Source organism: Alkaliphilus metalliredigens QYMF (assembly GCF_000016985.1).
Taxonomy (GTDB): Bacteria; Bacillota; Clostridia; order Peptostreptococcales; family Natronincolaceae; genus Alkaliphilus_A; species Alkaliphilus_A metalliredigens.
On sequence record NC_009633.1, the window covers coordinates 4711443 to 4736513 of the forward strand.

Genomic DNA, 25071 nt, shown 5'->3' on the forward strand with positions numbered 1-25071 from the left:
TTCATCCCACCTCCTTCCCCATCTTCTTTGTTCGCCTTAGCATCGTAGACAATGCGACTCCTATTGGAATTAGGATCACAACCCCATAGGCTGTGTAATCCGTAAATACACCTAGATTTTCGTAAACAGCTGCTATGTTCCCATCCCATCTGGCAAACATAAAAACCAAAGGGAGTATTGGCAAGGCATAATAGCGATGTTCCTTTCCACCAGTCATCTGCATGGTAAATACAGTGGCAGCTAAATAGAAGGGTGCTATGGTGGTAAATATGGTAATGGTCCATATTACCATGACGAAAGCCTGTACATTTTCAATAAAGGCACCGGGCAGCTCAATGATTCCAAAAAGATTTAGCAGGGGCCAGGTCAGGTGTTCCAGTTGCTGTTCTCCTAAAACTCCTAAAACCGAAGCATTTAACATGAGATATAATAATAACGTGATGGCAATCGCAAACAGTCCTATCTTAGTGGCTTTTTTAGGTTCATTTAGAAATCCACCAAAGATCAGCAACACTTCAAACCCTAAAAAGCTAAATAGCGCAAAAACAACGCCTTGTAGTAGATCCGAAAAAGAGAGCTGAAAGATAGGTAAGAGGTTGGAAATATCCATATTCTGCCAGGATATGGTAAATAAGATTATGATTAAAACCCCTAAGGGTATAATAATGAGCTCTGCCATTCTTCCCAGTACTTCTATACCTCCCCTAACCAAATAAATACTCACCAATAGCATCAGTATAAATATCACTTCCACAGGGGTCCTGGGTAGCAGAAATGTTTTGACCACATCTGAAAATATGCGAACCACATACCCTGTCATGCCGATAAAGTACAGTGTTGTATAGATGCCCACAGCATAGGCCATGGGTTTCGTTAGGGTAAAAGAAAGAATCTCGAAAAAACCTTTTCCTGGAAAGGATTTCACAATATAACCATGAACAAAAGAAATACCGATTGCCACCAGGGCTCCCGTAATCAATACAACCCAACCATCGGCCCCAGCCGATTCTGCTAATCCTTGTGGCAAGGTCAGGGCCCCTACTCCCACCATGGTCAGTATGACAATATTGATCATTTGAGAGGTGGATACGCTATCATTATTGGAATACACCGACCTCGCCTCCTACTTCTTCCCTATATTGTTAACCCAATACGACGTATTTGGGTGCTAATATTCGGTACAATCTCTATATTAGGATAAAGTTCCTCCCAATCCTCCTCTAGTTCATTCCAAAGCTTTGGATGGTATTTTCTAAGGTAATTGTCGATGGCCAGTACATCCACCTGAAATTCCTGCTGAAGTTTTTCGATGGTTCTACCTAATTCCATTTCTAGCTTTTCACAGACCAAGCCCTCTAGTTCTCTAATGATATTTGGATCCAATAAATCCGCCTCAGGATTAAAGAAATACTGTTCAATTTCGCCTTCTGTCTCAATGTCTATGGTAATCTTGATCCCATCACCAGTCTTGTCTAGTTTATATTGACTAGATAGATAGATTAAGTCAATGGGTACAATATGTTCATGTCCCTCTTCTCCTTCATGTATAACCGTCAACCCTCCAGGTTGGGCCGTTCCCCTGATAATTTCCACAGCTCTAGTTTCAATCTCACCTAACCACCCCACCATTTGATAATTTTTAATCACAGCGGATCCGGCTACCTTTATGTCCCCGTCTCCGGGTATGATCCTTGGTATCACCGTATTTCCCCATCGATGTAGATCCTGTAAAACATCTCCTATGATTCCTCCTCCAGACCGAGGGGAGCGATCTTTATTTCGAAATATGTCTGCTATGAATTCCCCTGTCAAGGGATTAATGTTAGGTTCTACCGTTAAAACATCCTTGGCATTTCCTGATGCAATTGTTACATCTACCCGTCTACTAATAAAGGGATCCCTCTCTATGGCATCTAATATTTCTCGAAACAATTTGGGATCCCTTGCCACTGCTTCCCCTATTACAATTGCCTGCATGTGTCCAAAAAAAACCTGCCTGTTGAGTCGAGTGGTCAATATGCGGCTGGCGGAATAAAGGTTTTGCCCTACTGTATGATAAAAAATATTAGCCTCTTCCCCTTCTCCCATAATGAATGCAAAGCTAGGCAAAGCATAGGTAAATGTATATCTGTTTCTATCGGTATCCCTAGGAGCATGGGTGGATACCGCTACGGAACCACCCTCCTCCTCACTCCTCCAACCTCCCTCTTCAGCTGGTTCTTCTTCGTTTTCACCAGGGGATGGTGGTTCATATTTATCTATTCCCAAAGACATAACATAGGCTCTTTTATCGCTTTCTATGACATCCCAGCAACCAGTTAGGGTCACCATGGTAATTAAGAACACTAATAATATGATTGTCTTTCTTCTCATTTCCATTGTCCTCCTGACTTACCGAGTTCACTTCTTTTCCTCTATGTCAAAGTCTTCTTCTTGGTGATCATCCATTCGTCCCTTCTGGTTTTTTGGGGCATTGACATCCCTTTTATTCATCATAAGCTGTGGTGCTCTGATGACTGCATCCTTTAGATCAGAGAATTGATGAACAAATGTTACAAAGGGAGATAAATAAGGCATACCAAAACTCTTAAGACTACATAGGTGAATCAGCATCACTAAAGTGATCAGCATGATACCATAAAGACCAAATATTGCCGCTGAAAACAAAATAATAAAACGAATCAACCTAACGGAAATAGCCAGATTGTAGCTAGGTATTGCAAAGCTGGCTATGGCCGTAATTGCAACAACAATAACCATCAGTGGTCCAACGATTCCTGCCTCCACCGCCGCCTGTCCAATAACCAAGCCCCCAACAATACCGATTGTGGAGCCGATGGCACCTGGAAGGCGAACTCCGGCTTCCCTTAAAATTTCTATTGTGACCTCCATAATCAAAGCTTCTATAACAGCAGGGAAGGGTACCCCTCTTCTGGTGGCAGCTAAGGTCAGAGCTAAATCTGTTGGAATCATTTGGGGATGAAATGAAGAAATTCCCACATAGAGAGCAGGAGCATAGAGGGCTATTAGAAGACAAAAATATCTTAATATTCGAACCATGGTCCCAATATCCCATCGTTCATAGTAATCCTCTGCAGACTGCATCATCATATTAAATGTGGTTGGCACCATCAGGGCAAAGGGTGTGTTATCTACCACAAGAATCACACGCCCCTGATAAATGCCAGCGGCTGCCACATCTGGCCGCTCTGTATTTTGAATTTGTGGAAAAAGGGACTGCCATTCGTCCTCAATGAATTCCTCTAACTGTCCACTCTCTATGATGGCATCTACATCAATTTTATTTAGCCTTTTATCCACCTCTTCTAAAACGCCCTTGTTGGCAATGTCCTCCATATACATGACCACCACATCGGTTTGAGACCTGACTCCCACCCGATAATTCTTTACCTTTAGTCGATGGTCTCTTATCCTTCTACGTATCAGGGCGGTATTAAATCTCATTGTTTCTGTAAATCCATCTCGTGGTCCTCTAATCACCGCTTCTGTCTCAGGCTCAGAGATCCCTCGCCCCTCCCAGCCTCTGGAGGCAATAATAATGATTTTTTCATAATCATCCAATAGCAGGGCTGTTTCGCCACTAAATATATTCACCAACACATCTTCAATGGTATCTACTTCCTCGATTTCCGAAACCGCTAATGTTTTATTCTTCAGCAAATCTATAAAATTGTCCTTTATGGCCTTAGGTTTAGGGTCCACTAGTCTTGAATCTATCATTAAGCTTTCCATGATGTAATTATTAATTAAGTCCTTGTTCACCATACCATCTATCCAGATAACAGCACCTTTGTGCTTATTCTCTTTCCCAATGGTAAATTCCCGATAAACCACGTCATCACAATCTTTGAGAAATCCTTTTATGGTCTCTAAATTTTTCTGTAGGCTTCTATTGATTTTTGCTTCCTCTGGCTTCTTTGGTTTTTCCTTTTTACCAAAAAATTGATCCCATAATCCCATATCTGTTCCTCCCCGAATCTAAAAAATCCTAACCATAACAAACAGCGCGATGCCTCCGATGATATAGACATAACCTAGGGCCTTGGCGATTTTCATATCTCTTTTAAGTTTCTTTTTCCTCAAAAGAGGCACATCTCTTAGCAATAAAAACAAACCTATAAACACCATTAATACCAACATATAGCCATCGTAAATTTCTTTGAACTTCATAAAAAACTCCTGCAAACCACTCACCCTTTTCTTTTAGAACTTCTGATTATAATATTTGCCATCTCTGGCCTTTATATGCAATTAGTTGAAAATAAAAAACCCAAGGGTTTCCCCTTGGGCTCTTACTTGCTTTATTCTTTTATGATAGATATTTTCCTAGTATTTCAATATCCTCTAGACGATCGATGTCATTGCCGATTTCAGGATAATCACTAATAATGGCCTTTGCTCGTATGTAAAACCTGTCTTCAATATGTCTTTCAACATCCTCTAAGCCCACCTGCCGTAGCATAAATCGCAACAAAAATCCAAACCCTAAAATTCTAGCCATCTGAAGGGGGTTTTTTCGATAACGTACCATCCCTCGTCCTACTTGGTCAAGGGACTCCATGGCCATAGGGTTCAGAAGGAATAAGTTCCCCCCAGTGAAGAGCCCCTCCTTTAGGGTAACATAGGTGCGTTTCACATCGGGATACTTCTCTTGACAAAGAAATCGCGAGATAACGGGGTAGTATAGGTCAGCTTCATACCTCTTCGTTTGTTCAATAAAATTATTTACAGCTTCCGCCCTGAGCAGTGGGATATCACATGTGACAATCAGCAAAGGTTCTTCATCTCCAAGGGACTTGATTGCGGTCTCTACGTTATCAATGATACTTCCTGTAGCTAAGATCATCCCATCCACTTCTTCTAGGGTTGATCCTAGCCCTTCTAATTGTCCCACCACATAAATTTCTTCGATGGCATCGGATTGCCTTAAGGCTTTTATAATATACTGAATCATCGCTTTTCCCTGTATCTCCACCAAGGCTTTATTGAATAAGAATCCATTTTCATTGTCCTTATCCTTATCCTTTTCATCTCCCGCTAATATCATGGCCTTCACTGTCATTCCTCCTGAGGCGATAGCTGTTTCTTTACTTTTTTGGGTCTTTATTTTCTTGAGCGCTATACTTTGCAATTTGTTCCATCATATGACTGGCTAGATTTTCAATATGTTTCATACTCAGTTCACTTGCCCGCTCTGAGTTACGGGCAGCGATGCACTCTAATATCGCTTGATGTTCAACTACCAGTTCCTTAGAGTTGTTGTATTCAGAAATATATCTGACACGAAAACGATGAACCTGCTCTCGAAGTCCTTGGGCGATTTGTATTAGTTTTTCATTTCGAGTGGAGGCAAAAATCCGTTCGTGAAAGGCCACATCTTTTTCAATCATGCCTTCTATATCATTTCTTTCATAGCATTTTTTGAATTGATAGGAAATCATTTCCAATTCGTCCAACTCTTCATCTGTCATCCGCTGGGCAGATAAAGAAGCGGCTAGCCCCTCCATCACTGTACGCACCTCTAGTACATCGCTGATGTCCTTTGTGGAGACATCAGCCACATAGGCACCTTTTCTAGGTACCATGATGATTAAGCCTTCTAGCTCAAGCTTTCGCATTGATTCCCTTACAGGGGTTCTACTCACCCCCAGCTGTTCTGCTAACTGTATCTCCATTAGACGCTGCCCTGGTTCTAATTTTCCCTCTAAAATTGATTCTCTTAAATGCTCAAATACAATCTCCCTTAATGGCTTATAATTTTCAATTTCTAGCTTTTTCAAGTTATTCATCCCATTTCCTCCTACTGTAGCTTTGCACTAAGTGAGTCTGCTTGTACAAAATAGATAAATTTTCATAAGCAGACTTGGCTCTTCCATAGTTTTTATAGATACCAAAAACAGTGGGTCCACTGCCTGACATCATAGCTCCTATGGCGTTATATTCAAGCATTTTACGCTTCATTTCTCGAATGATAGGATGATTTCGCTGGGTAACAGATTCTAACACATTATGCATTTTTCCAGCTAGTGTATATAGATCCCCCTCTTTAACTGCCTGTATAACCTCATCGGTATTAGGTCTACTATCTAGTTTAGACAAATCCAACTGTCTGTATACTTCGGCGGTAGAAACTGAAATGGCAGGCTTTGCAATCACCATCCATACATTTTTCAATCCCTCTATGGGTGTCAATATTTCTCCAATCCCTCTAGCTATGGCTGCCCCTCCTAAAATACAAAAAGGGACATCTGCACCAAGTTTCACACCTAAGTCCATCAATTGTTTTGGGGTCAGTCTCAATCTCCACATGTGGTTAAGTCCCTCTAATACTGCAGCAGCATTGCTGCTCCCCCCTGCCAGTCCTGCAGCCACAGGAATCCGCTTATCAATGTAAATATTGACGCCTCGATTGATTCCAGAATTTTCTCTGATTATCTCAGCAGCCCGATAAGCAATATTATCCTCATTGGTGGGGATGAACTCACATTGGGTAGAAATTCGAATCTCCGAGTCTTTTCTCTCTTCTAAAGTGATTAGATCATAAAGATCAATCTGCTGCATGATCATCTCCACTTCATGATATCCATCAGATCTTCTACCTAATACATCAAGGGAGAGATTGATTTTAGCTCTAGACTTAAGTTGTACTTGTTTCATCTCACTCGCTCCTCTATTATTTCTAACTGTATATATTATATATGGGAGAGACATTTCCTGCAAATTTTTTCGTTTCCCTCTATAAACATTTTAAATTCTTACTTTCCATACATGAGCAAAGGGCCGCTTTTAGACGACCCTCTTATTGTTTATACTATTTTCCAAATTGCTATCACCGTGAAAGTTTATGCTACTTAGAATTTGAAATGATGTACCTTTTCAATAATCAGCTGGTCCCCGGCCTTAACTGCTTCTGGATTTTCAATTCCATTGCTTTCAAGAATTTGTTTCACAGTGGTGTGGTATTTCTTTGCAACCTTCCACAGAGAATCCTCTGATTGCATAAAGTACACCGTCAAACTAGGTCGTTTGGAAATATCAACATCTTCTTGTAGCTCCATCACTTCATGGATGACTTCTATTGTTTTATACTGATAAGCTTCACAGGTAGCCCCAATGTTTACCTTTATCTCTATTTGTTCACCATTAATCAGATCATAATCTACTTGCTCTACAAACATTTCAATATCCGCTTCCATTGTGACACTGAGCCCTTCTAGATCCACTGCCTGTCTGAAGGGAATTTCCTGATTAAAGCTATACAAAGGCTGCAGGTCTTCCTCAGAGGTATAAATGACATTAGCCTCCACTACCCCTTCAATCAATGCTTTATCCTCTACCAATTGATAGTCCGTACAAATCGGTTTACATTGAATAGAAAAAACTTCCTTCACCGGTGGATGGTTCGCGGGAATATCTAAGGTTTCTCTCAAAAGCATATAGGACCGATTTAACCCCATGTTTTCCTTGAGTATCATTTGATTCTTTTCTATTTTCAATAATTGACTTGGAGAATATGCATCTACAATCACTTCTCTTGTCTCTGTTTCCATCACCTTTGCTTGGATTCTGACAATCGCTTCAATTTCTACTATTTTTCTCTCACCTTGAATATTTTCCTTCACCTCTGTGTAAACCTCTTCTACCCCCATGTTTATTTTTGCTTTCATATCACTATAGGTCCCTTGTATTTCTACAAAATGGGTAAAGGGTAGCTCCTTTTTAAATATATTTAAGGACAATTCATCATCAGTTACATACAGCAAATCTACTAATAGTGTCCCTCCGACGATTACCTTACCATCAGTTACCTTGACCTCACGCTCTAGCACACGGGCATCCCACTTTAAAACCTCTTTAATACCCTCAAGATCTTCTTCAATCTCAAAAGTATCCTTAACTAATGTATCGGAACTATTTGTTCCCACAACATCAGTATACTGAATTGTCTCCTTCAATAATTCAATATCCTCTAATCCATTTAGTTCTCTGGTGACCTCTACATTTTTTTCTTCAACTACCGTGGCCGATAAGTTAACAACAGCCTTCACACCTATCTTACGTTCATTATTGATTGTATAATCAATATGCTCTATTTCTGCTGTCACATCAGATGTCATGTGAGCTCCAATTCCTTCCAGTTCAATGCTTTGTTTAAATCCAGTACTGCTATCCACACTGTATAGGGGTTGACTTCCTCCTTCTGAAACGTATAAAATCTTAAACTGAATATTCCCTTCTGCTATAATTTTGTTTTCCTCCATGGTATACTTGGTGATATAAATCGTCCCATCAACAGATAACACCCTTGTAATATCTGGTTTTGTATCTGGAACAAGTATATCTCCTTCAATAATTGCCTGAGCCGACTCTTGACCAATCATTTGATCAAGCTTCAACGAGTCCCTCAATAATTCTACAGGCATTAAAATTCCTCCTCTCATATAATTAAAGATTCTTATTACATCATATTTTTCATTATTTAAAATATGTTAGAAAGTTTGCCAAACCCCAGTTAGTCCAGTAAAATTTCTTTATATATATATGTGGCTAAACATAAAAAAAGAAGTGAAAATCAAAAGATTTCCGCTTCTTTTTACACATTACATATTCATTTTATCTTGGGTTGACTATCTTACTGAATTCCCCATTACTTCCATTGTACGATAAATCCCAACAGATACTTGTGCTATATCCACCTCGTCTTTAGGTCCGTAGGTTGTACCTCCACCCTTAAGTATTTCTAATCCATAGGCTATTGCCACATGTCCAAATCGATCCTGTGAGATCTCCATCACATCGATAAATGGCAAAGTATAAATCCCCTCTATTTGAGCTACTTTTTCAAGCTTTGCCATGTTCACTAACATTGCTGCCAGTTCCTCTCTAGTAATGAATTCATCTCCATTTAGAGGCTTCGCTTCATTCTTAATTAAGCCATGAAATACTGCTGATTGAATATCTCTGTAATTAAAATCACTTTTGCTAATATCTGTGAACTTAAGGGGTTCTTCTTCTCCCCAATAGTGACCTTGTCCTCTAGCATTGACCATCATTTTAAGGACTTCATTTCGAGTCATCTTATCTTCTAAATCTTTCTCCTTTAAATCCAAGGCACCTGTCTCAACCATAATTCTTAATTCTCTTTCAGCCCAATGTCCTTTAATCATTTCAAGAGAATGGGACACACCTTCTTTTACTTGGTCCATTGCTTGCCCCTGCCAATTTAAAAATTGTCCTGTTTTCCCATCTATATAGTTAAAGTAAACCGATCCATTTTTAGGACGATTTATATAAACTAATTTAACTTTCTGAGTTGACTCTTCTCCATCGGCTACAACTGGTATGAAGTTATACCCTAACTGAACCTCTGTTTGTTCAAGGAATCGTACCTTCATTTCTTCTTCATCCATCACATCAGTTACCTTAGGAAAAGTCGCTTCCTGCCAATTAACATACATATTTTCTAGATTTCCTGTGGCACCATTAAACTCTACACTGATATGATTCATATTGACTGGAATACCATTTTCTTTCCTAGAAAAAGTAAAGTGATATCTCTCATCTTGCATTCTTTGACCATTGTAATAGTGATGGCTCTCATAGTAGGTTTGTTCTGTTTCTGAATTTCTCAATTTATCAGGATGTATGTCTATGAGTATATCCACCGCCCTATGATAAGCTTCCTCCCATGTTACTTCTGGTTCAAATCCCTCATCCTGACTTCCCAAACCTTCCTGCATTCTAAAGTTATAGTAATGAATATGAGCCACTTCCCCTGTCAATGCATCAAAGGCCATGCTTCCTTGGGCCATGTTTTGGTCCCCTAGGCCAAAGCCCACTTCCCATAGCTTTCTTTCTCCACTTCCCATTCCACCACTAGACGCATAATTGGTACTAATGAGCTTAGTTTCTTCATCATAAATTTTGTTTAACGTTTCCTTGGCCAATTGATTTGCCTCTTCCCTAGTCATTTCCTTTTCACGGGAAGGTTTAACCGCCACGGATCGATTGAGTCGATTCCTTTGCTCCTCAGTCATATTGACTTTCTTTACTTCTTCTCTGCCCATTTGTGATAAATCGATGCTTTTTCCAGTGTGGGCATCCACCATGCTCCCTGCTTCATAGCTAGGGGAGTAGGCTAGCTTTATTTCCTGTAGCGATTGTTCATAGGGGTTCCTTTCATCTCTAACGGGGATATAATTTAAATTGAGCTTCAAATTATTTTTCAATACTTCCCCGGCTTCTTCCTTTGAAACGACACTTCCTTTCTTGGGAAGTTCCTCATCACTCCAGTTATAGGAGTAGGAGTTAATTTCTCCAGTACCACTGCTAATGCCTACAGTGATACCATCATTGAGAACATAAACTCCCTCTTGCTGTCTCCGATAAAAAAATCGGTGCTCAGTGGGTCTAAGTCCAGTATTCTGCTGATAATATATGTGATCATCCGAGGGATTGATATCTAATTGAGGTAGAAGTTCCCCATGCTTTTCTCTTAAAAACATCTCTGCCAGCTGTTGTGCTTCTTCCCTTGTGTACTTACTGACTTGATTGTCTTCACTGTGATTATATTCATATTTATTGACGGATATGAGCTTTCCTGTTTTTGCATTGATGGTCATGTCTATATTTAGACCTCCATCCCGCTGGTTACGATATAAGTGCAAGTTCCATATATGTTCACCAGCCCCGCCCCAATTTTCTCGGTATTCTAGTCTAATTTGATTTTCTTCATCTACTTCAATGTTGAAAAATTCCCTCAAATATTTTTCAGTCATTTCCCTAGCGACTTCCTCAGTTAGTTTGTCTTCCCCAACCTCCAAAGCTATCTCAGCCGGCACCTGTTGATCTGCAAAGACCACCCCCCCACTGGTAAAAATGATTCCTGCAATTAGTACACCGCTTAACGCTTTTTTAACCTTCATTTAATCACTCCTATTCTTTTTTTACCCACTACCTTATATATTCCATTGAATTTGAGTTGATACATGTAAATAAAAAATGTAAAGCAGTTGTAATAATGTAAATTATAACCTCAAATGGTAGGATAATCTAAGATCATCCTACCATTTGATATCTTTAATTATCCTCAAAATACCTTTACATATTAAGACTTTAGAACTGTGCCTGTTTTTCCTTGAATCCCTTCCTTTGCCTTCTCTAGAGAAGTAATCAAGGCTTTCCTGCCAGGTTTAGACTGTACAAATTTCAAGGCTGCCTTTACTTTAGGTAGCATAGATCCTGGGGCAAAATGTCCTTCTTCAATATACTGCAGGGCCTCTTCTATTGTGATTTCATCTAAGTCTCTTTGCTCTGGTGTGTTAAAGTGAATGGCCACCTTTTCCACCGCCGTTAAAATAATTAAATAATCTGCATCTAAAATCTCAGCAATCTTTCCCGATGCAAAATCCTTATCAATGACAGCTGGAACGCCCTCAAGCCTTCCGTGTCCACGATCCACAACAGGAATTCCGCCACCCCCTACGGTGATGACAATATGCCCCGCATCCACTAATGTGCGCACCAAGGGTGCCTCCACCACATCCACTGGTTCCGGAGAGGCCACAACACGCCTCCACCCTCGTCCCGCATCCTCTTTCATGGTATAACCCTTTTCATTCATTAATTCCACTGCCTCTTCCTCGGTAAAAAAGGAGCCTACGGGCTTCGTGGGATTTTGGAATCCTGGATCCTTCTCATCCACCACTACCTGTGTCACTAAGGCAGCTATACTTTTATTAATTTGTCTTTTGAACAGTTCTTCACGAATAGCCTGCTGCAAGTGATATCCTATATATCCTTGACTCATGGCACCACACTCAGGAAAAGGCATGATTGGTAAGTTAGGATTTCCTTGACTGGCTCCTTCATAGGTGGCAATCAATTGTCCCACCTGGGGTCCATTGCCATGGGCAATAATTACTTCATGTCCCTCTTGGATCAAGTCAACAATCGGCTTAGCTGTTTGTTTAGCCGTTACAAGCTGAGATTCTGCCCGGGTATCCTTAGGATCTGCCTGTAATGCATTTCCCCCCAGTGCTAAAACAATTCGATTCTTTTTATGTCCCAAAGTCAGCCCTCCTGTCCTTTGCTTATTTATTATACTGAACATAACACATTACTAAAATCACCCTTTCCCAACCTTTAAAATGAATTGTTCTCTTATAGTGTGGCCACCATTATCGCTTTAATGGTATGTAGACGATTTTCAGCTTCATCAAATACAACAGAGTGTCTGCTTCTAAAAACTTCGTCCGTTACTTCCATTGATTTTAATCCAAATTTTTCATGAATTTCCTTACCTACCGTTGTCTCTAGATCATGAAATGCTGGCAAGCAATGCATGAAGATCATATCTGGGTTTCCTGTCGCTTTAATCATATCCATGTTCACTTGGTAAGGTAAAAGCTGCTTAATTCTGACTTCGAATTGGTCTTCTTCACCCATGGACACCCATACATCTGTATAAATCACATCTGCATCCTTCACTCCTTCTGCCACATCGTCTGTCAATGTAATTTCCCCACCAGTTTCTGCTGCAACCGCTCTCATTTCTTCTACTAATTCTCCCTTGGGTAATAACTCTTTTGGTGCCACAGCTCTGAAGTCCATCCCCATCTTTGCTGCACCAATCATTAGTGAATTCCCCATGTTATTTCTAGCATCACCTACGTAGGCAAACTTTACTTTATTAAGAGGCTTATCAATATGTTCCATTATGGTTAAAAAGTCTGCTAAAATTTGTGTGGGATGATATAAATCTGTTAATCCATTCCATACAGGGATCCCTGCATGTGCTGCTAAGGTTTCCACGGTCTCTTGTTTAAAACCTCTAAATTCCATGCCATCATAAAAACGCCCTAATACTTTAGCTGTGTCCTCTATAGATTCTTTCTTTCCTATTTGTGAGTCATTAGATCCTAGGAAGGTGACATGGGCTCCTTCATCAAGTGCAGCCACTTCAAAGGCACATCGTGTCCTAGTAGATGCCTTTTCAAACAGTAGAACGATATTTTTCCCCAATAAGGACTCACCCTTAACTCCCATACGTTTCTTTGCCTTTAAATCCCGTGACAGATCTAAAAGATGTTGAATTTCCTGTGACGTAAAATCTTTTAATGTTAGAAAGCTTCTTCCCTTTAAATTGACTGGCATTTGTAAAACCTCCTCAGTTTGATTTAAATGATTCCTTGTCTTTCTATGGCAACAATCTCTATAATTCTTCCCTTAAAAGGGGCATTGACATACATCTTGGGCCTCCTCGGCCTCTCACTAGTTCAGAACCTTCAATTTCAATGACTTCAATCCCATGCTTTCTTAATGTGTCATTGGTGGCTTCATTTCGATTATATGTAATCACTGTCCCTGGTGCAATGGCCAATGTGTTGGTACTGTCATTCCACTGTTCCCTAGCGGCAGTAATCTCATCTCCACCACCACTTTGAATTAATTGTACCGCCGGTAAGTGTAGCACTTCCATCAAGGCTTTTTCTAAGCTCTCTTTAGGTGTTACCTTAGGTGTGGTGACTCCTTGGGTTAACTCATATACTCTGACTGCATTTTCAACCCCTGGATAGATGGTAAATTTATCATGATCTACCATGGTGAAAACCGTATCCAAGTGCATATAAGCCCGCGTGAAAGGAATTTGAATCACCAACACCTTCTTAACTTTACCCTTTGCAAAGAGTCTTTGTGCTAAAATTTCAATTCCCCGTGCAGTGGTTCTTTCACTGCATCCAAGGGCCACTACTTCATCACTGAGCACTAGAATGTCCCCTCCCTCCATGGGATAATGTTCTTGATAGTCATACCATAGGGATGTTCCTTTTTCCTTAAATAAAGGGTGGTGTCGGTATATATAGGACAGGAACATTGTCTCTCGATCTCTAGCTGGGGTTTTCATTTTATTAACAGATAATCCTTGTCCGATCACAGCCCCAGGGTCCCGGGTAAAGTATAGATTAGGCAGGGGATTAATATAGAAAGGATAATCATATTTTACATAATCCACTAAATGAAATTCTCGTTCCATCTTAGGAAAATCTTCTTTATGCAAACCCGATATAGCAATTTCCACAATCGACTCTGGTCTTTCTCCTTGCAAATACTCAATGATGATTTTTTCTAACTCAATATTGCCTACATGGGAGTTTTTGATTACGTCAACCACAAACTGATTTTTAATATGTTCATCTCTTAACACATCTGCCAATAGTGTTTCATAATAATAAATTTTGCTCCCTCTTGCTTTCATGACCTTTGCAAAATCGTCATGCTCTTCTTGCATTCTTTTCAACCATGGGATGTCATCAAAGAGCAATTCCTCTAAATATCCTGGTGTTAATCTTTCTAACTCCTTTCCTGGTCTGTGTAGTAGTACTGCCTTTAAGTTTCCAATTTCCGATGTTATATTTAAAAAACCTTTTTCCATCACGATTCCAACTCCCTTCGTGGTTTTCAGTGATGCTAGAATCTTCTAAATTTTTCTAATTTAAGTATATCTATTTTATATGCATAAATCAACCTAGCTTTTGAAGTGCGTTAAGGGGTTTTATGCACAACAAAAAACCACCTTGCCTTAGGTGGTTTTTTGTTAACTTACTTTTATTATTTGGTTGTCTTTACAAACGGTAATTTCAACAGTTTCTGTCAGAATATCCGAATAACTATAGGAGACTCTCCTAACGGTGTCAAAGTTCCCATCAATTCTTACAATAAAAATATTTGGGTACGTATTTTCTAAAATGCCTTCTCGAATGGTTGTCTTTTTTCTACCTTTATTAGCTTTTAGAGTGATTTTTTGCCCTACATATCCTTCAATGTTCATTCTAATATCATTTAACGTGTTCTTCGTTATCAAGCAATCACCTTCTTTCACTACTTTGACATTGTAATTATAACATACCCACAATACAATGTCAAGCAGTAAAGTTTTAATTATATAATTTCAGTCCTCCATTGTCAAATGGTATTTTTTCATCTCTTGTGTTTTTTTCATTTCATGATTGCCCTCTTTTAGATATGATAACGATAATAGTTTATAATCCCCTCAGCAATGCCCTCAGCAACTTTCTTTTTAAAAGCCCCATCCATGAGTTTTTTCTCCTCTTCTGGGTTGGATAAATAGGCGACTTCAATATGAATACTGCTGACCTTCAATTCTCTTAACAGAAAAAAGTCCGCTAACTTTAAGCCTCGATTAACCATTCCCGTCTTAGCCGTCAGCCTTTGTATAATCTCCTTAGCTAGAGATCGCCCTTCATGATCTCCTCTGTAGTGATAGATTTCTGTTCCTGATATTGCGGGATGACTAAAGTAGTTTTGATGAATGCTAATAAAGAAATGTGGCAGTTTTTCATTGGCTAGATGTGCCCTTTGGCTAATTGGTAAGTGTTCGTCTGTCCTACGAGTCATATGAATCTCTGCCCCTAGTTTCACCAATAGCTCCCTTAGATACAAAGCAATGTCTAAATTAACATCCTCTTCCCGAATTCCTTGGGATCCTACATGACCTTCTCCTTCTTGACCACCGTGGGCAGGATCAATCATAATTATTTTTCCTTTTAAGGGTGTTTTTATACATGGATTTATAAATTTTTTTATTGTCACACCCGTATAATAGTATTCAAGTATTTCATTACATCTTTTACCACTCTTAGCCATTTCGTGTGCTCCATATTGACAAAGTCCTAGACCATCCCCCTTACCCACGGTGAAAAATCGAATGATCTGGGGTTTCCAAGTAAATCGAGTACTGTGTAGATCCAACAAGTCCATTAATTCTTTTCCTCTAAATACTTTTCCTCCTATCGTAATCTCTTTCACTCTTCCTGTTTCATCACGATAAACATCCTGGAATATTTTCTCAATACACACACTACGCTGTATTTCATCTTTGGGAAATTCAACTCCTAGCTTTGATTCGATTTCTTCAAGAGGCACATCCTCATATTGCCAATTATAATGGCTCTCTCCACAGGATTTACACAACACCCGCCGTAGGTATTGCACAACATTGCCATCCACATTTTCGCTATTCTCCGTTGCGCCACCACAGACGAAGTGATACCTTGCATCTATGGGGCGATTATTATATAAAATAATCTGTCTTTCTGTTTCTTGTGTGGCAGTTTCTAATCGTTGTTTATTGCATTCAAATGCGTCTCCCCATTGCAGTCGGTACTCTTCCAATTCCATTAGGTCTGGGTACTTCTCTAGGCTTAATGTGAGTTCAGCTTGTTTTCTAGGGCCACCATTCAGATTCATCATGCGAACAATTTTTGTTCGCATGATAATACTCTGTGCCTTTAAGGCTTCTATATGAAATGAAGGAGGTACACTCCAAGCGACAAACATTTGAACAAGTTCTTCTAAGGATTGCACAACCCGCTTTTGATTTAGGGGGTCATCTATATTTATATTTATTTGATTCCATTCCTCATTCAACTCCCTTACCTCCCTATTCTTTTGAATTACTGAAGCAAATGTACTATATTATATGATTTTTCATATCTCTTTGTGCATTTTTCCAATATTGCATCAATAGAATTATAGGTGATATGTCAAAATAGTTAATAAAAAAAACCCTAGAGAGCATTTCCCTAAGGTCTTACACTAAATCTATATTGGCTCACTTTTCTTTAAAAACGTTTATGAGTATTTCTAAGGCCTTAAAAATCTCTTTTTGCTTGTCTTCGTTTACCCCTTGGAGTGTGCTCACCATTGATTGAAGTAAACTTAACTCTACTGTACCCACTTGTACCTTTCCCTTTTCTGATAATTGTACATAAACATTTCTACGATCCTCTAGGCATCCTCTTCGCTCAACATAACCTTCTTCTACTAGTTTGTTGAGCATGGAGGTCATTGTGCCCTTACTCACCTCCATTGCTTCACTTAAGGATGACATGTTACACACCTGCAAGCGATTCAATAAAAATAATACTTTGTATTGAGCTAATGTAAAGGAGTCGTCCAGGGCAGCATTTTTATATTGGTACTTCATCCAACGACTAAAGTATAGGAAAAAATCCTGTAATCTGTCAGCAATCTTTTCTTCTAGCAACAAAATCGACCTACCTTTCTCTCCTTCTTATTATATAATTAATATACATTTCATTTCAATTAAAATTAATTTTTTCATGAAAATATTCTATTGTCAAACCATTCGGTTTTCGTTATAATAATAGTATCATAAAATATACAATTTTAAAAATATACCAATATATCCTGATATGAAGGGAGCAGATATTTGATGACCTGTCCAATTTGCGGCAATGAGCATACAGGAAAACTTAGTAAATCTAGGTACTTCTGTAGTAACTGCTTTGTGGAGATTTTTTATACTCGGAAGTCCCAATTACAGCTTTTTCAAATTCTAGAAGATGGCACTACCTGTGCAATCCCCACAGAAGCGTAACCTTCCTTGTTCTATCATAAGGGGGGTTATTTTTTATACACTTTTACAAACCAAAAAATTCCACGCTAGCATAGTAGCGTGGAATTTTTTTATAACTCAAAGGAATTCACTTGTCATGTTTAACTACAGCAGCCTCCGCCATCACTGGTCAGGGTGATCACATATCCTCTTCCAAATATTCCTTTTTTGAAATCAACATTAACGGCTTCAAATTGTTCATCTAGGCTTTTATCGATCACAAACCCAAAACCCTCTACTTCTTTCTTAACATCACTTTCCTTAGCCTCATCCAGAGACAATGTAAATGTAGGGCCACCTCAGCCAAACCCACTGACGAAAATACGTACAGCTTTATCGGCTCTATTTTCCTCTTGAATTGCTGACTTAGCAGCATCGGTTAATAATATTTGCATGTTTTTCCTCCTTCCACCCCCCCTGCATGGGGGTGTTTTCTTTTATTATACCTATTATTTTGAAAATCGTCAATACATTTTATTATATTCATTACCCCCACTATGGGAGACATTATCTTGATTTTATAATAATCCAATAAAAGGGATATACTACAAAAGAATAAAATACTTGGAGGTGTCTTTATGTTAAGAATTGGACAGCCTGCTCCAGAATTTACAGTTCCAAGCACCCAGGGTGAACTTTCCCTTAGGGACTATCGGGGCAAATGGGTTGTATTGTTTTTCTATCCTTTAGATTTCACACCTGTCTGAAGCACCGAGATCCCAGAGTTAAATCGTAATTTACCTGCATTTCAACGGTTAAACTCCATCGTGTTGGGTGCCAACACAGACAGCGTTCCAACCCATGAAGCATGGGCTAAAAGTATTGATGGTGTCAGCTTTCCATTGCTTTCAGATTATGATAAAAAGCTGTCTGAAAAATATGAAGTCCTAGTCAAAGAAGCCGGCGGCATCGCCCTTCGTGGACTATTCATCATCGATCCCCAAGGAGATTTACAATATATCTCTGTTAACAATTTAGCTGTGGGCCGTAATGTAGGTGAAATATTGCGCGTACTAGCAGCTTGTCAAGCTGGTGGTGCCTGTCCAATTAATTGGGAAGAAGGACAAGAAACCTTAAGCTAAACAACTCTACTTAAAAACCTATAGGTAATCAATCTGATTGCCTATAGGTTTTTGGGCTTCACATCCTTATTTTTCCATTGATTTTGCTAACTCATAAAGAGTTCTAACCGCAACACCGGTACCACCCTTTGTAATGTATCCCTTTTCTTTATCACTCATGGAAGTCCCCGCAATATCCATGTGTACCCATGGCTTTCCTTCTGCAAATTCTCCCACAAATAATCCCGCTGTAATGGCTCCAGCATATTTACCGCCAATATTTTTCAAATCCGCGATTTCACTTTTGATCATCTCTTTATATTCTGGGAAGGACGGCAATTGCCACACCTGCTCCCCTGCGTTCTTAGAAGCGTCTTCAATTTGTTTTACCCATAGCTCATCATTGCTAATGAGCGCTGTGGTGGTTGTACCCAGAGCAATTAAGCAAGCTCCTGTTAGTGTGGCTAGATCTACAAGTCTCGTGGCTCCTAACTGCAATGCATAGCTTACACAGTCTACCAATACCAACCTTCCTTCAGCATCAGTATTCAATATTTCTACGGTTTTTCCACCCTTTGATGTGAGTATATCACCTGGTTTATATGCTTTACCAGAAGGCATGTTTTCGCATGCACCTACCACCGCAATAACATTTGTCTTTGGCTTCAATGCTCCAATTGCTTCCATAGCCCCTAATACAGCGGCAGCACCACCCATATCTCCCTTCATGGCATCCATTCCCTCTCCAGGCTTAATTGAGATTCCACCCGAATCAAAGGTAAGTCCTTTTCCTACCAGGCCTAATATTTCTCCCCCTTCTTCACCACCATTGTATTTCAGTACCATTAGCTTTGGTGGTTCTTCGCTACCCGCAGTCACCCCTAAGAAACAACCCATCCCAAGACGCTCCATATCCTCTTTTTCTAAAATCTCTAATTCTAACCCATGTTTTTGAGAAATACTTTGGGCTCTCTTTGCCATTTCAGTTGGTGTCAAAACATTTCCCGGTTCATTTACAAGATCTCGGGCAATCATTGTGGCATGTGCAAGCTTTTCACCAGTATCAATACCCGTTTGTAATTGAGCCGTAATCCCAGTCTCTTCATTTAAGATATAAACCTCCTGAAGAACCCTTTCCTCCTGTTCTTTAGCGGTGGTCTTGTAATGATTGAATTGGTATAGGCCTAGCTTTGTACCCTCAGCAATAGCCTGCCCCACTTTTTCAGCTGAGATATGATTACATATACCAAATGGTGTGATGGCTATGGTTTCAGCCCTAGACTTTCTTGCTTCTCTCATGACCTTGGCCACTACATTTCTCAAGTTGTTTTCCTTGAATGCCTCAGCTTTACCTAATCCCAAAAGAATACATTTCTTAGCGGGCACCCTACCTAGGGTATGTACTAACAATGTTTCTCCTTCTTCGCCTTTAAACTCCTCAGCGTTGATCATTTCTTGAATCAATCCACCTAGCTGTTGGTCCATGGTGTGATGTACATCACCCAAGCTTTTAACCTCTTCGTAAATCCCTATGATCAGAATGTCTACCATTAGATTTGAGATTTTTTCATTTATCACTTTAAATTTCATATTGTTGGGCACCTCCAAATTAGTTTCATTACCTTGTCAATTTTTCAAATTATATTTCCACTTTTTTTCTTCTATATTCATAGCTCTTTTCCCTTCTTTCTTTCACCCTCCTTTCCTACATATATCAAATAATCCTTGAAATTTCAGCCTGTTTCATGTATAATTATACTGTTATCCCCTAAATCAAGCACGCCTATTTCTACCTGTCAGCTTCATTATTTTCTTTCAAAACCTCTATTGTACTTTTTCTAAGATTACGTTTCTTTCCCATCTGCTCACGATATATCGCTCATTGTATCGCTTTATGATTAGTCTATTATCGTTAGCATTCCCCCACCATTTATTAGCATAAATATAAAATGAACCTTATATTTCTTAAGTTGGCTTTTTTTCTCATTAACGACTAGGATCCTTTATTTGTATGACTTCTATTTGCATGACTTCATTTTTTCATTAGCACGATTTAAATTGAATTTTCTGTGTCTTTATGCTATTATTTAACTATTCTACTAATCTCATATATTATTCTATCTTTATTCAAATGGGGGGGTAGGCCATAGTCAGAATTCTGCTCTATCATTCTGAACACCAAAAAACATTACTTTAAAGGAGGAATTTATTCAATGAAAACCAAAAAGGAAGCCACGCTACTACATGCTCTCATACCGATTTTGTTTCTAATCGTGGCACTATCCACATCTATTATCGTATTTGGTGCTGATCCACACATCCCACTGATCGCTACCATTATCGTAGCCTCCCTAGTTGCCACCATTTCCCTTGGATACACATGGGGGGAAATAGAAGCGGGAATGATCGATACAATTAAAATGGGAATGCAAGCCGCTCTAATTTTAATGGTTATTGGTACAATTATTGGTACATGGATCTTAAGTGGTACTGTACCAACCATGATTTATTACGGTCTACAGATTTTATCTCCTGGAATCTTTCTTGTGGCCACAGCCCTTATTTGTGCTATTGTTTCCCTTGCAACGGGAAGTTCGTGGACAACTGCCGGTACAGTAGGTATTGCCTTACTAGGAATCGGTCAAGGTCTAGGAATGCCTCCTGGTCTTATAGCTGGTGCTATCATTTCTGGAGCTTACTTTGGAGATAAAATGTCTCCTCTTTCCGATACAACCAACTTAGCACCTGCCATGGCTGGGGCTGAATTATTTGAACACATTAAGCACATGGTTTATACAACTGTTCCTGCTTTAATCATCTCTTTAGTTCTTTATGGAATTATCGGTATGAGATACGCAGGTAACGTATTGGATATGGGTAATATCAATGCAATGCTTGATGCAATGACTGCTAACTTCACGATTTCACCACTACTATTAATTCCACCGATTGTTGTTATTCTGATCGTTGTTATGAAAGTACCTGCTTTACCTGGATTAATAGCTGGTACAATTTTAGGTGGCATCTTTGCTGCTATCTTCCAGGGTGCATCCTTTGGAGCCATCATCGATGCAGCTCATTATGGATTTGAACTTGAGTCTGGTTTAGAAATAGTAGATGATCTATTAAGCGGTGGCGGACTAGATAGTATGATGTGGACTGTATCCTTAATCCTAATCGCCTTATCCTTCGGTGGTGTCATGGAGAGAACAGGTATGCTCCATGCCATTGGAAAGTCTATCCTCAGCTTAGCAAACAGTACAGGTTCTTTAATTCTAGCAACTGTTTTAACTTGTATCGCTGTCAACCTATTGGCTGCAGAGCAATATATAGCTATCGTTGTTCCAGGTAGAATGTACAAGGATACCTATACAGAAAAAGGAATCCATCCTAAAGTGCTTTCAAGAACATTAGAGGATGCCGGAACCCTTACCTCTGTATTGATTCCATGGAACACATGTGGTGCCTTTATGTTTGCAACCCTAGGGGTACATGCTTTCCAATATGCTCCCTATGCTTTCTTAAATATCTTAACACCTCTCATTGCGGTTATTTATGGTTTTATCGGATTTACAATTACACCGCTTGAAAAAGATGACAAGATAGAAGGCGCAAAAGTTTAGTCATGATGATGCATTGCTATAGATAATAAAAGATAATAAAAGATAATAAAAAAGCAGGAAATCCAATGGATTTCCTGCTTTTTGTATTGTCTACACTTCGAATACCCTTTGATATCCCCGAGAGATAAAATGATATGCGTTTAGCCCTACTATTTCCTTCAAGTATTTATCTTCTTCTTTGACCCTTATTTCTAGCCTGGGTAGTCGTCTTGCCTCACACCATGTCTCAATCCCCGTTATCAAGCCCTCTAATACCGTTTTCTGCCCTTTAGATGGATCGATGTAGTAGAAGCTTGCCTGTCCGTAAAGTTTTTCTTCAAAGGGGGAATCAATGATTTCTAAGACAATGAATCCCACTCGTTCTTCATTCTCCTCTGCAATCAATACTGTCCCGCCACATTTAACAACCGATTCTAAATAGTGCTTTGTTTTATGAGGACGTGCCACATAATGGGCACTCATCTCCACCAGTGGTTCTACATCTCTCAATAGATTAATTTTTCGAACACGCATATTTTACCTCCTATGGGATAAAAGTTTGGCAACCTAATCAACTCTTTATGTAAGATAAAAATCCCCGAGCAGAACCTCGAGGATTTTATGATTTAGTTTAAAGCATTTTCAATTGCTTCCATTACTGCTACGCTAGTCATCGTCGCACCCGTCACCACTTCTACCTCAAGGCTTTGGGTATCCTTGATTTGTTGTGCCACTTGCTCTGCTGCTGTATCCCCTATTCCAGGTGTCTCATCCATTTCATCAAAGTTAATTGACACAATTTTACCACCGGAAACATCTACGGTTACTTTGATGTCTCCACCAAATCCTGATGCCATTCCTTCATGGGTTCCATCTGGGAAGCTAGTTCCCCCAGCTTCTGCTAAGGCATTTCTGACCGCTTCCATTAAGCCCTCGCTGGACATAGTTGCACCTGTCACAATCTCTACCTCTAATTCCTGACTTGCAATAATTTGCTCCGCTACACCCTCGGCTGCTGTATCGCCGATTCCTGGTGTTTCACCGTGCTCATCAATGCTAATTGAAGCAATTCTCTCATTTGCAACTTCTACAGTAACTACTATATCTCCACCATAGCCTTTTCCGGTTCCTGTGTAAGTACCATCACTATATCCACCAGCTATTTCTTCTGCTCCAGTCATAGCCGTCACACCCATCAGTAGGGCTATGGCCATTAATGGTAATAATATAATTGCAATTTTTTGCTTTTTATCCATTTACGACACCTCCACATATTTGTTACGAATATATCATACCATAATTCCTATGGTTTTAAAACTCTTTTTTAAGAATTGTTATTGATAAAAGATGATTCCAAGAGCTATATTCAAGGCGTTTTTTTAAAGAGCCCTTACACCCTTATTGATTGTTATCAGTACATATAAAAAGGACTTAGATTTTCATCCTAAGTCCTTGCAACAGAATGGTCCTTTTAAATTTCCAATAATTACTATGAACCTAATTAATTTCTATTCGCTCTCCTGTTACCATATAAATCACCCGTTCTCCGATATTGGTAGCGTGATCTGCAATTCGTTCTAAATATCTTCCAACGAACAGTAAATTCGTTGCCTGCTTTACAACTTTTGGATCTTCAATCATCATCTCAATTATTTCTGTATAGATGGCTTCATAGATTTGATCCACAGCTTCATCATCATGTGCCACTTCCTCTGCCAATTGAATGTCCGCCTTCATAAATGAATCAAGACTTTTGTTAACCATCTTCTCCGAGAGCCTTGCCATCCTAGGAATATCAATCAAAGGCTTAATCAATGGTTCATTTCCAATCTCTAAGGTGACCTTTGCAATATTGACCGCATGGTCCCCCATACGTTCTAGATCGGTAATAATCTTCATTATGGTACCAATTACCCTTAGATCTTTTGCCATTGGTTGCTGAAGTGCTAATAGTCTCATACATTCATTTTCTATCTGTAGCTCCAGTTCATCAATTTCATCATCCATTACACAGATAGTCTTTGCCGTTTCCAGGTCTTGCTTTGCCAATGCCTGCACAGAGACTTCAATGATCTCCTGTACCATGGCTCCCATCTTCAATAGCTTAACATTTAAATCCTTTAATTGACTTTCGAATTGGCTTCTCATTACCCTTCCTCCCATTCTTAACCAAATCTTCCCGTTACATAATCCTCTGTACGCTTATCTCTAGGGATGGTAAATATCTTCTGTGTATGGTCCACTTCAATCACTTCTCCCATTAAGAAGAAGGCTGTTTCATCTGAAATTCGCGCCGCCTGTTGCATGGAGTGAGTTACAATCACAATGGTGTACTCTTTTTTTAGCTCTGTAATGAGTTCTTCTATTTTTGCTGTGGCAATGGGATCTAATGCCGATGTGGGTTCATCCATTAATAATACTTCAGGCTCCATTGCCAAGGCCCTGGCAATACAAAGCCTTTGTTGCTGTCCCCCAGAAAGTCCTAAGGCTGATTTATTTAATCGATCCTTCACTTCATCCCATAGGGCTGCCTTCCTTAAGCTCTTCTCTACCATTTCGTCTAGCTGCTTCTTATTTTTAATCCCATGTCGTTTAGGTCCATAGGCTACATTTTCGTAAATAGACTTTGGAAAAGGATTTGGTTTTTGAAAAACCATTCCGATTCGTCTTCTCAATGACACTACATCCACGTCCTTGTGATAAATATCCTGTTCCTCAAGCTTGACCTCTCCTACTATTTTAACCCCATCAATTAAATCATTCATTCGGTTTAATGTTCTAAGGAAGGTAGACTTGCCACAGCCCGAGGGACCAATTAAAGCCGTTACCTTTTTTTCTTCTATATTAAAAGTGATATTTTTTAGGGCTTGAAAATCATCATAATATAAGTTTAAACCTTCTACACAAATCTTCTGCATGCTTTATCCTCCTCACTTATTCTTATTCT

At 39.4% G+C, this 25071-nt stretch carries 23 protein-coding genes; 2 read left to right on the top strand and 21 right to left on the bottom strand.

Annotation, left to right across the window (positions count from 1 at the left end; genetic code table 11):
- Position 1: 1 nt before the first annotated feature.
- The 16 genes from AMET_RS22980 to AMET_RS23055 form a co-directional block, all read right to left on the bottom strand.
- Positions 2-1111, bottom strand: coding sequence for a GerAB/ArcD/ProY family transporter (locus tag AMET_RS22980; protein ID WP_012065557.1), 1110 nt, complete (start codon positions 1109-1111; stop codon positions 2-4).
- Between the two features lie 23 nt (positions 1112-1134).
- Positions 1135-2373 carry a Ger(x)C family spore germination protein gene (locus AMET_RS22985; protein WP_012065558.1) on the bottom strand — a complete coding sequence of 413 codons (1239 nt, stop codon included), beginning with the start codon at positions 2371-2373 and terminating at the stop codon, positions 1135-1137.
- A gap of 27 nt (positions 2374-2400) precedes the next feature.
- Positions 2401-3981: a spore germination protein gene (locus tag AMET_RS22990; protein WP_012065559.1), complete on the bottom strand. Its 1581-nt coding sequence runs from the start codon at positions 3979-3981 to the stop codon at positions 2401-2403.
- Positions 3982-3999: 18 nt separating this feature from the next.
- Positions 4000-4191: a CLC_0170 family protein gene (locus tag AMET_RS22995; RefSeq protein ID WP_041721244.1), complete on the bottom strand. Its 192-nt coding sequence runs from the start codon at positions 4189-4191 to the stop codon at positions 4000-4002.
- Between the two features lie 139 nt (positions 4192-4330).
- Complete coding sequence (locus tag AMET_RS23000; RefSeq protein ID WP_242661511.1) at positions 4331-5068, bottom strand: nucleotidyltransferase family protein; 738 nt, start codon at positions 5066-5068, stop codon at positions 4331-4333.
- A 40-nt stretch (positions 5069-5108) separates the two neighbouring features.
- Positions 5109-5810, bottom strand: a complete 702-nt coding sequence (locus AMET_RS23005) for a GntR family transcriptional regulator (RefSeq protein WP_012065562.1) — start codon at positions 5808-5810, stop codon at positions 5109-5111.
- The gene (gene ispE, locus AMET_RS23010; protein WP_012065563.1) at positions 5803-6678 is read right to left on the bottom strand and encodes a 4-(cytidine 5'-diphospho)-2-C-methyl-D-erythritol kinase; all 876 of its coding nucleotides are present in this window, start codon (positions 6676-6678) and stop codon (positions 5803-5805) included. The genes AMET_RS23005 and ispE overlap by 8 nt, the downstream gene beginning before the upstream one ends.
- 194 nt (positions 6679-6872) lie before the next feature.
- Complete coding sequence (locus AMET_RS23015; protein WP_012065564.1) at positions 6873-8444, bottom strand: DUF3794 and LysM peptidoglycan-binding domain-containing protein; 1572 nt, start codon at positions 8442-8444, stop codon at positions 6873-6875.
- 204 nt (positions 8445-8648) lie between these two features.
- Positions 8649-10946: a YcdB/YcdC domain-containing protein gene (locus AMET_RS23020; protein ID WP_012065565.1), complete on the bottom strand. Its 2298-nt coding sequence runs from the start codon at positions 10944-10946 to the stop codon at positions 8649-8651.
- Positions 10947-11128: 182 nt separating this feature from the next.
- Positions 11129-12091, bottom strand: coding sequence for a carbamate kinase (gene arcC, locus AMET_RS23025; protein ID WP_012065566.1), 963 nt, complete (start codon positions 12089-12091; stop codon positions 11129-11131).
- 92 nt (positions 12092-12183) lie between these two features.
- On the bottom strand, positions 12184-13176 hold the full coding sequence (gene argF / locus AMET_RS23030) for an ornithine carbamoyltransferase (protein WP_012065567.1): 993 nt from the start codon (positions 13174-13176) through the stop codon (positions 12184-12186).
- Between the two features lie 58 nt (positions 13177-13234).
- A complete protein-coding gene (gene arcA / locus AMET_RS23035; RefSeq protein WP_012065568.1) occupies positions 13235-14455 on the bottom strand; it encodes an arginine deiminase in 1221 nt (406 codons plus the stop codon).
- 162 nt (positions 14456-14617) lie between these two features.
- Positions 14618-14884: a Veg family protein gene (locus AMET_RS23040; RefSeq protein WP_012065569.1), complete on the bottom strand. Its 267-nt coding sequence runs from the start codon at positions 14882-14884 to the stop codon at positions 14618-14620.
- Positions 14885-15039: 155 nt separating this feature from the next.
- Positions 15040-16470, bottom strand: coding sequence for an N-acetylmuramoyl-L-alanine amidase (locus AMET_RS23045; protein WP_012065570.1), 1431 nt, complete (start codon positions 16468-16470; stop codon positions 15040-15042).
- 184 nt (positions 16471-16654) lie between these two features.
- Entirely contained in the window at positions 16655-17089 is a 435-nt protein-coding gene (locus tag AMET_RS24645; protein WP_157047337.1) for a MarR family winged helix-turn-helix transcriptional regulator, read from the bottom strand.
- A 473-nt stretch (positions 17090-17562) separates the two neighbouring features.
- Positions 17563-17742: a hypothetical protein gene (locus AMET_RS23055; RefSeq protein ID WP_012065573.1), complete on the bottom strand. Its 180-nt coding sequence runs from the start codon at positions 17740-17742 to the stop codon at positions 17563-17565.
- 297 nt (positions 17743-18039) lie between these two features.
- Here AMET_RS23055 and AMET_RS23060 point away from each other — a divergent pair, with 297 nt between their 5' ends.
- Positions 18040-18543 (top strand): peroxiredoxin, encoded by a 504-nt coding sequence (locus tag AMET_RS23060; RefSeq protein ID WP_012065574.1) that lies wholly within the window; start codon positions 18040-18042, stop codon positions 18541-18543.
- A 66-nt stretch (positions 18544-18609) separates the two neighbouring features.
- Here the strand turns inward: AMET_RS23060 and AMET_RS23065 are convergent, their stop codons facing one another.
- Positions 18610-20112, bottom strand: a complete 1503-nt coding sequence (locus AMET_RS23065; RefSeq protein WP_012065575.1) for a leucyl aminopeptidase — start codon at positions 20110-20112, stop codon at positions 18610-18612.
- A 623-nt stretch (positions 20113-20735) separates the two neighbouring features.
- Here AMET_RS23065 and nhaC point away from each other — a divergent pair.
- Positions 20736-22145, top strand: coding sequence for a Na+/H+ antiporter NhaC (gene nhaC / locus AMET_RS23070; RefSeq protein ID WP_012065576.1), 1410 nt, complete (start codon positions 20736-20738; stop codon positions 22143-22145).
- 90 nt (positions 22146-22235) lie between these two features.
- Here nhaC and AMET_RS23075 read toward each other — a convergent pair whose 3' ends face one another.
- From AMET_RS23075 to pstB, 4 genes are all read right to left on the bottom strand, one after another.
- Positions 22236-22658: a hypothetical protein gene (locus tag AMET_RS23075; RefSeq protein WP_012065577.1), complete on the bottom strand. Its 423-nt coding sequence runs from the start codon at positions 22656-22658 to the stop codon at positions 22236-22238.
- Positions 22659-22750: 92 nt separating this feature from the next.
- Positions 22751-23380 (bottom strand): FMN-binding protein, encoded by a 630-nt coding sequence (locus tag AMET_RS23080; RefSeq protein ID WP_012065578.1) that lies wholly within the window; start codon positions 23378-23380, stop codon positions 22751-22753.
- A gap of 241 nt (positions 23381-23621) precedes the next feature.
- Positions 23622-24272, bottom strand: a complete 651-nt coding sequence (gene phoU / locus AMET_RS23085; RefSeq protein WP_012065579.1) for a phosphate signaling complex protein PhoU — start codon at positions 24270-24272, stop codon at positions 23622-23624.
- Positions 24273-24289: 17 nt separating this feature from the next.
- Entirely contained in the window at positions 24290-25042 is a 753-nt protein-coding gene (pstB, locus tag AMET_RS23090; RefSeq protein ID WP_012065580.1) for a phosphate ABC transporter ATP-binding protein PstB, read from the bottom strand.
- Positions 25043-25071: the final 29 nt, after the last annotated feature.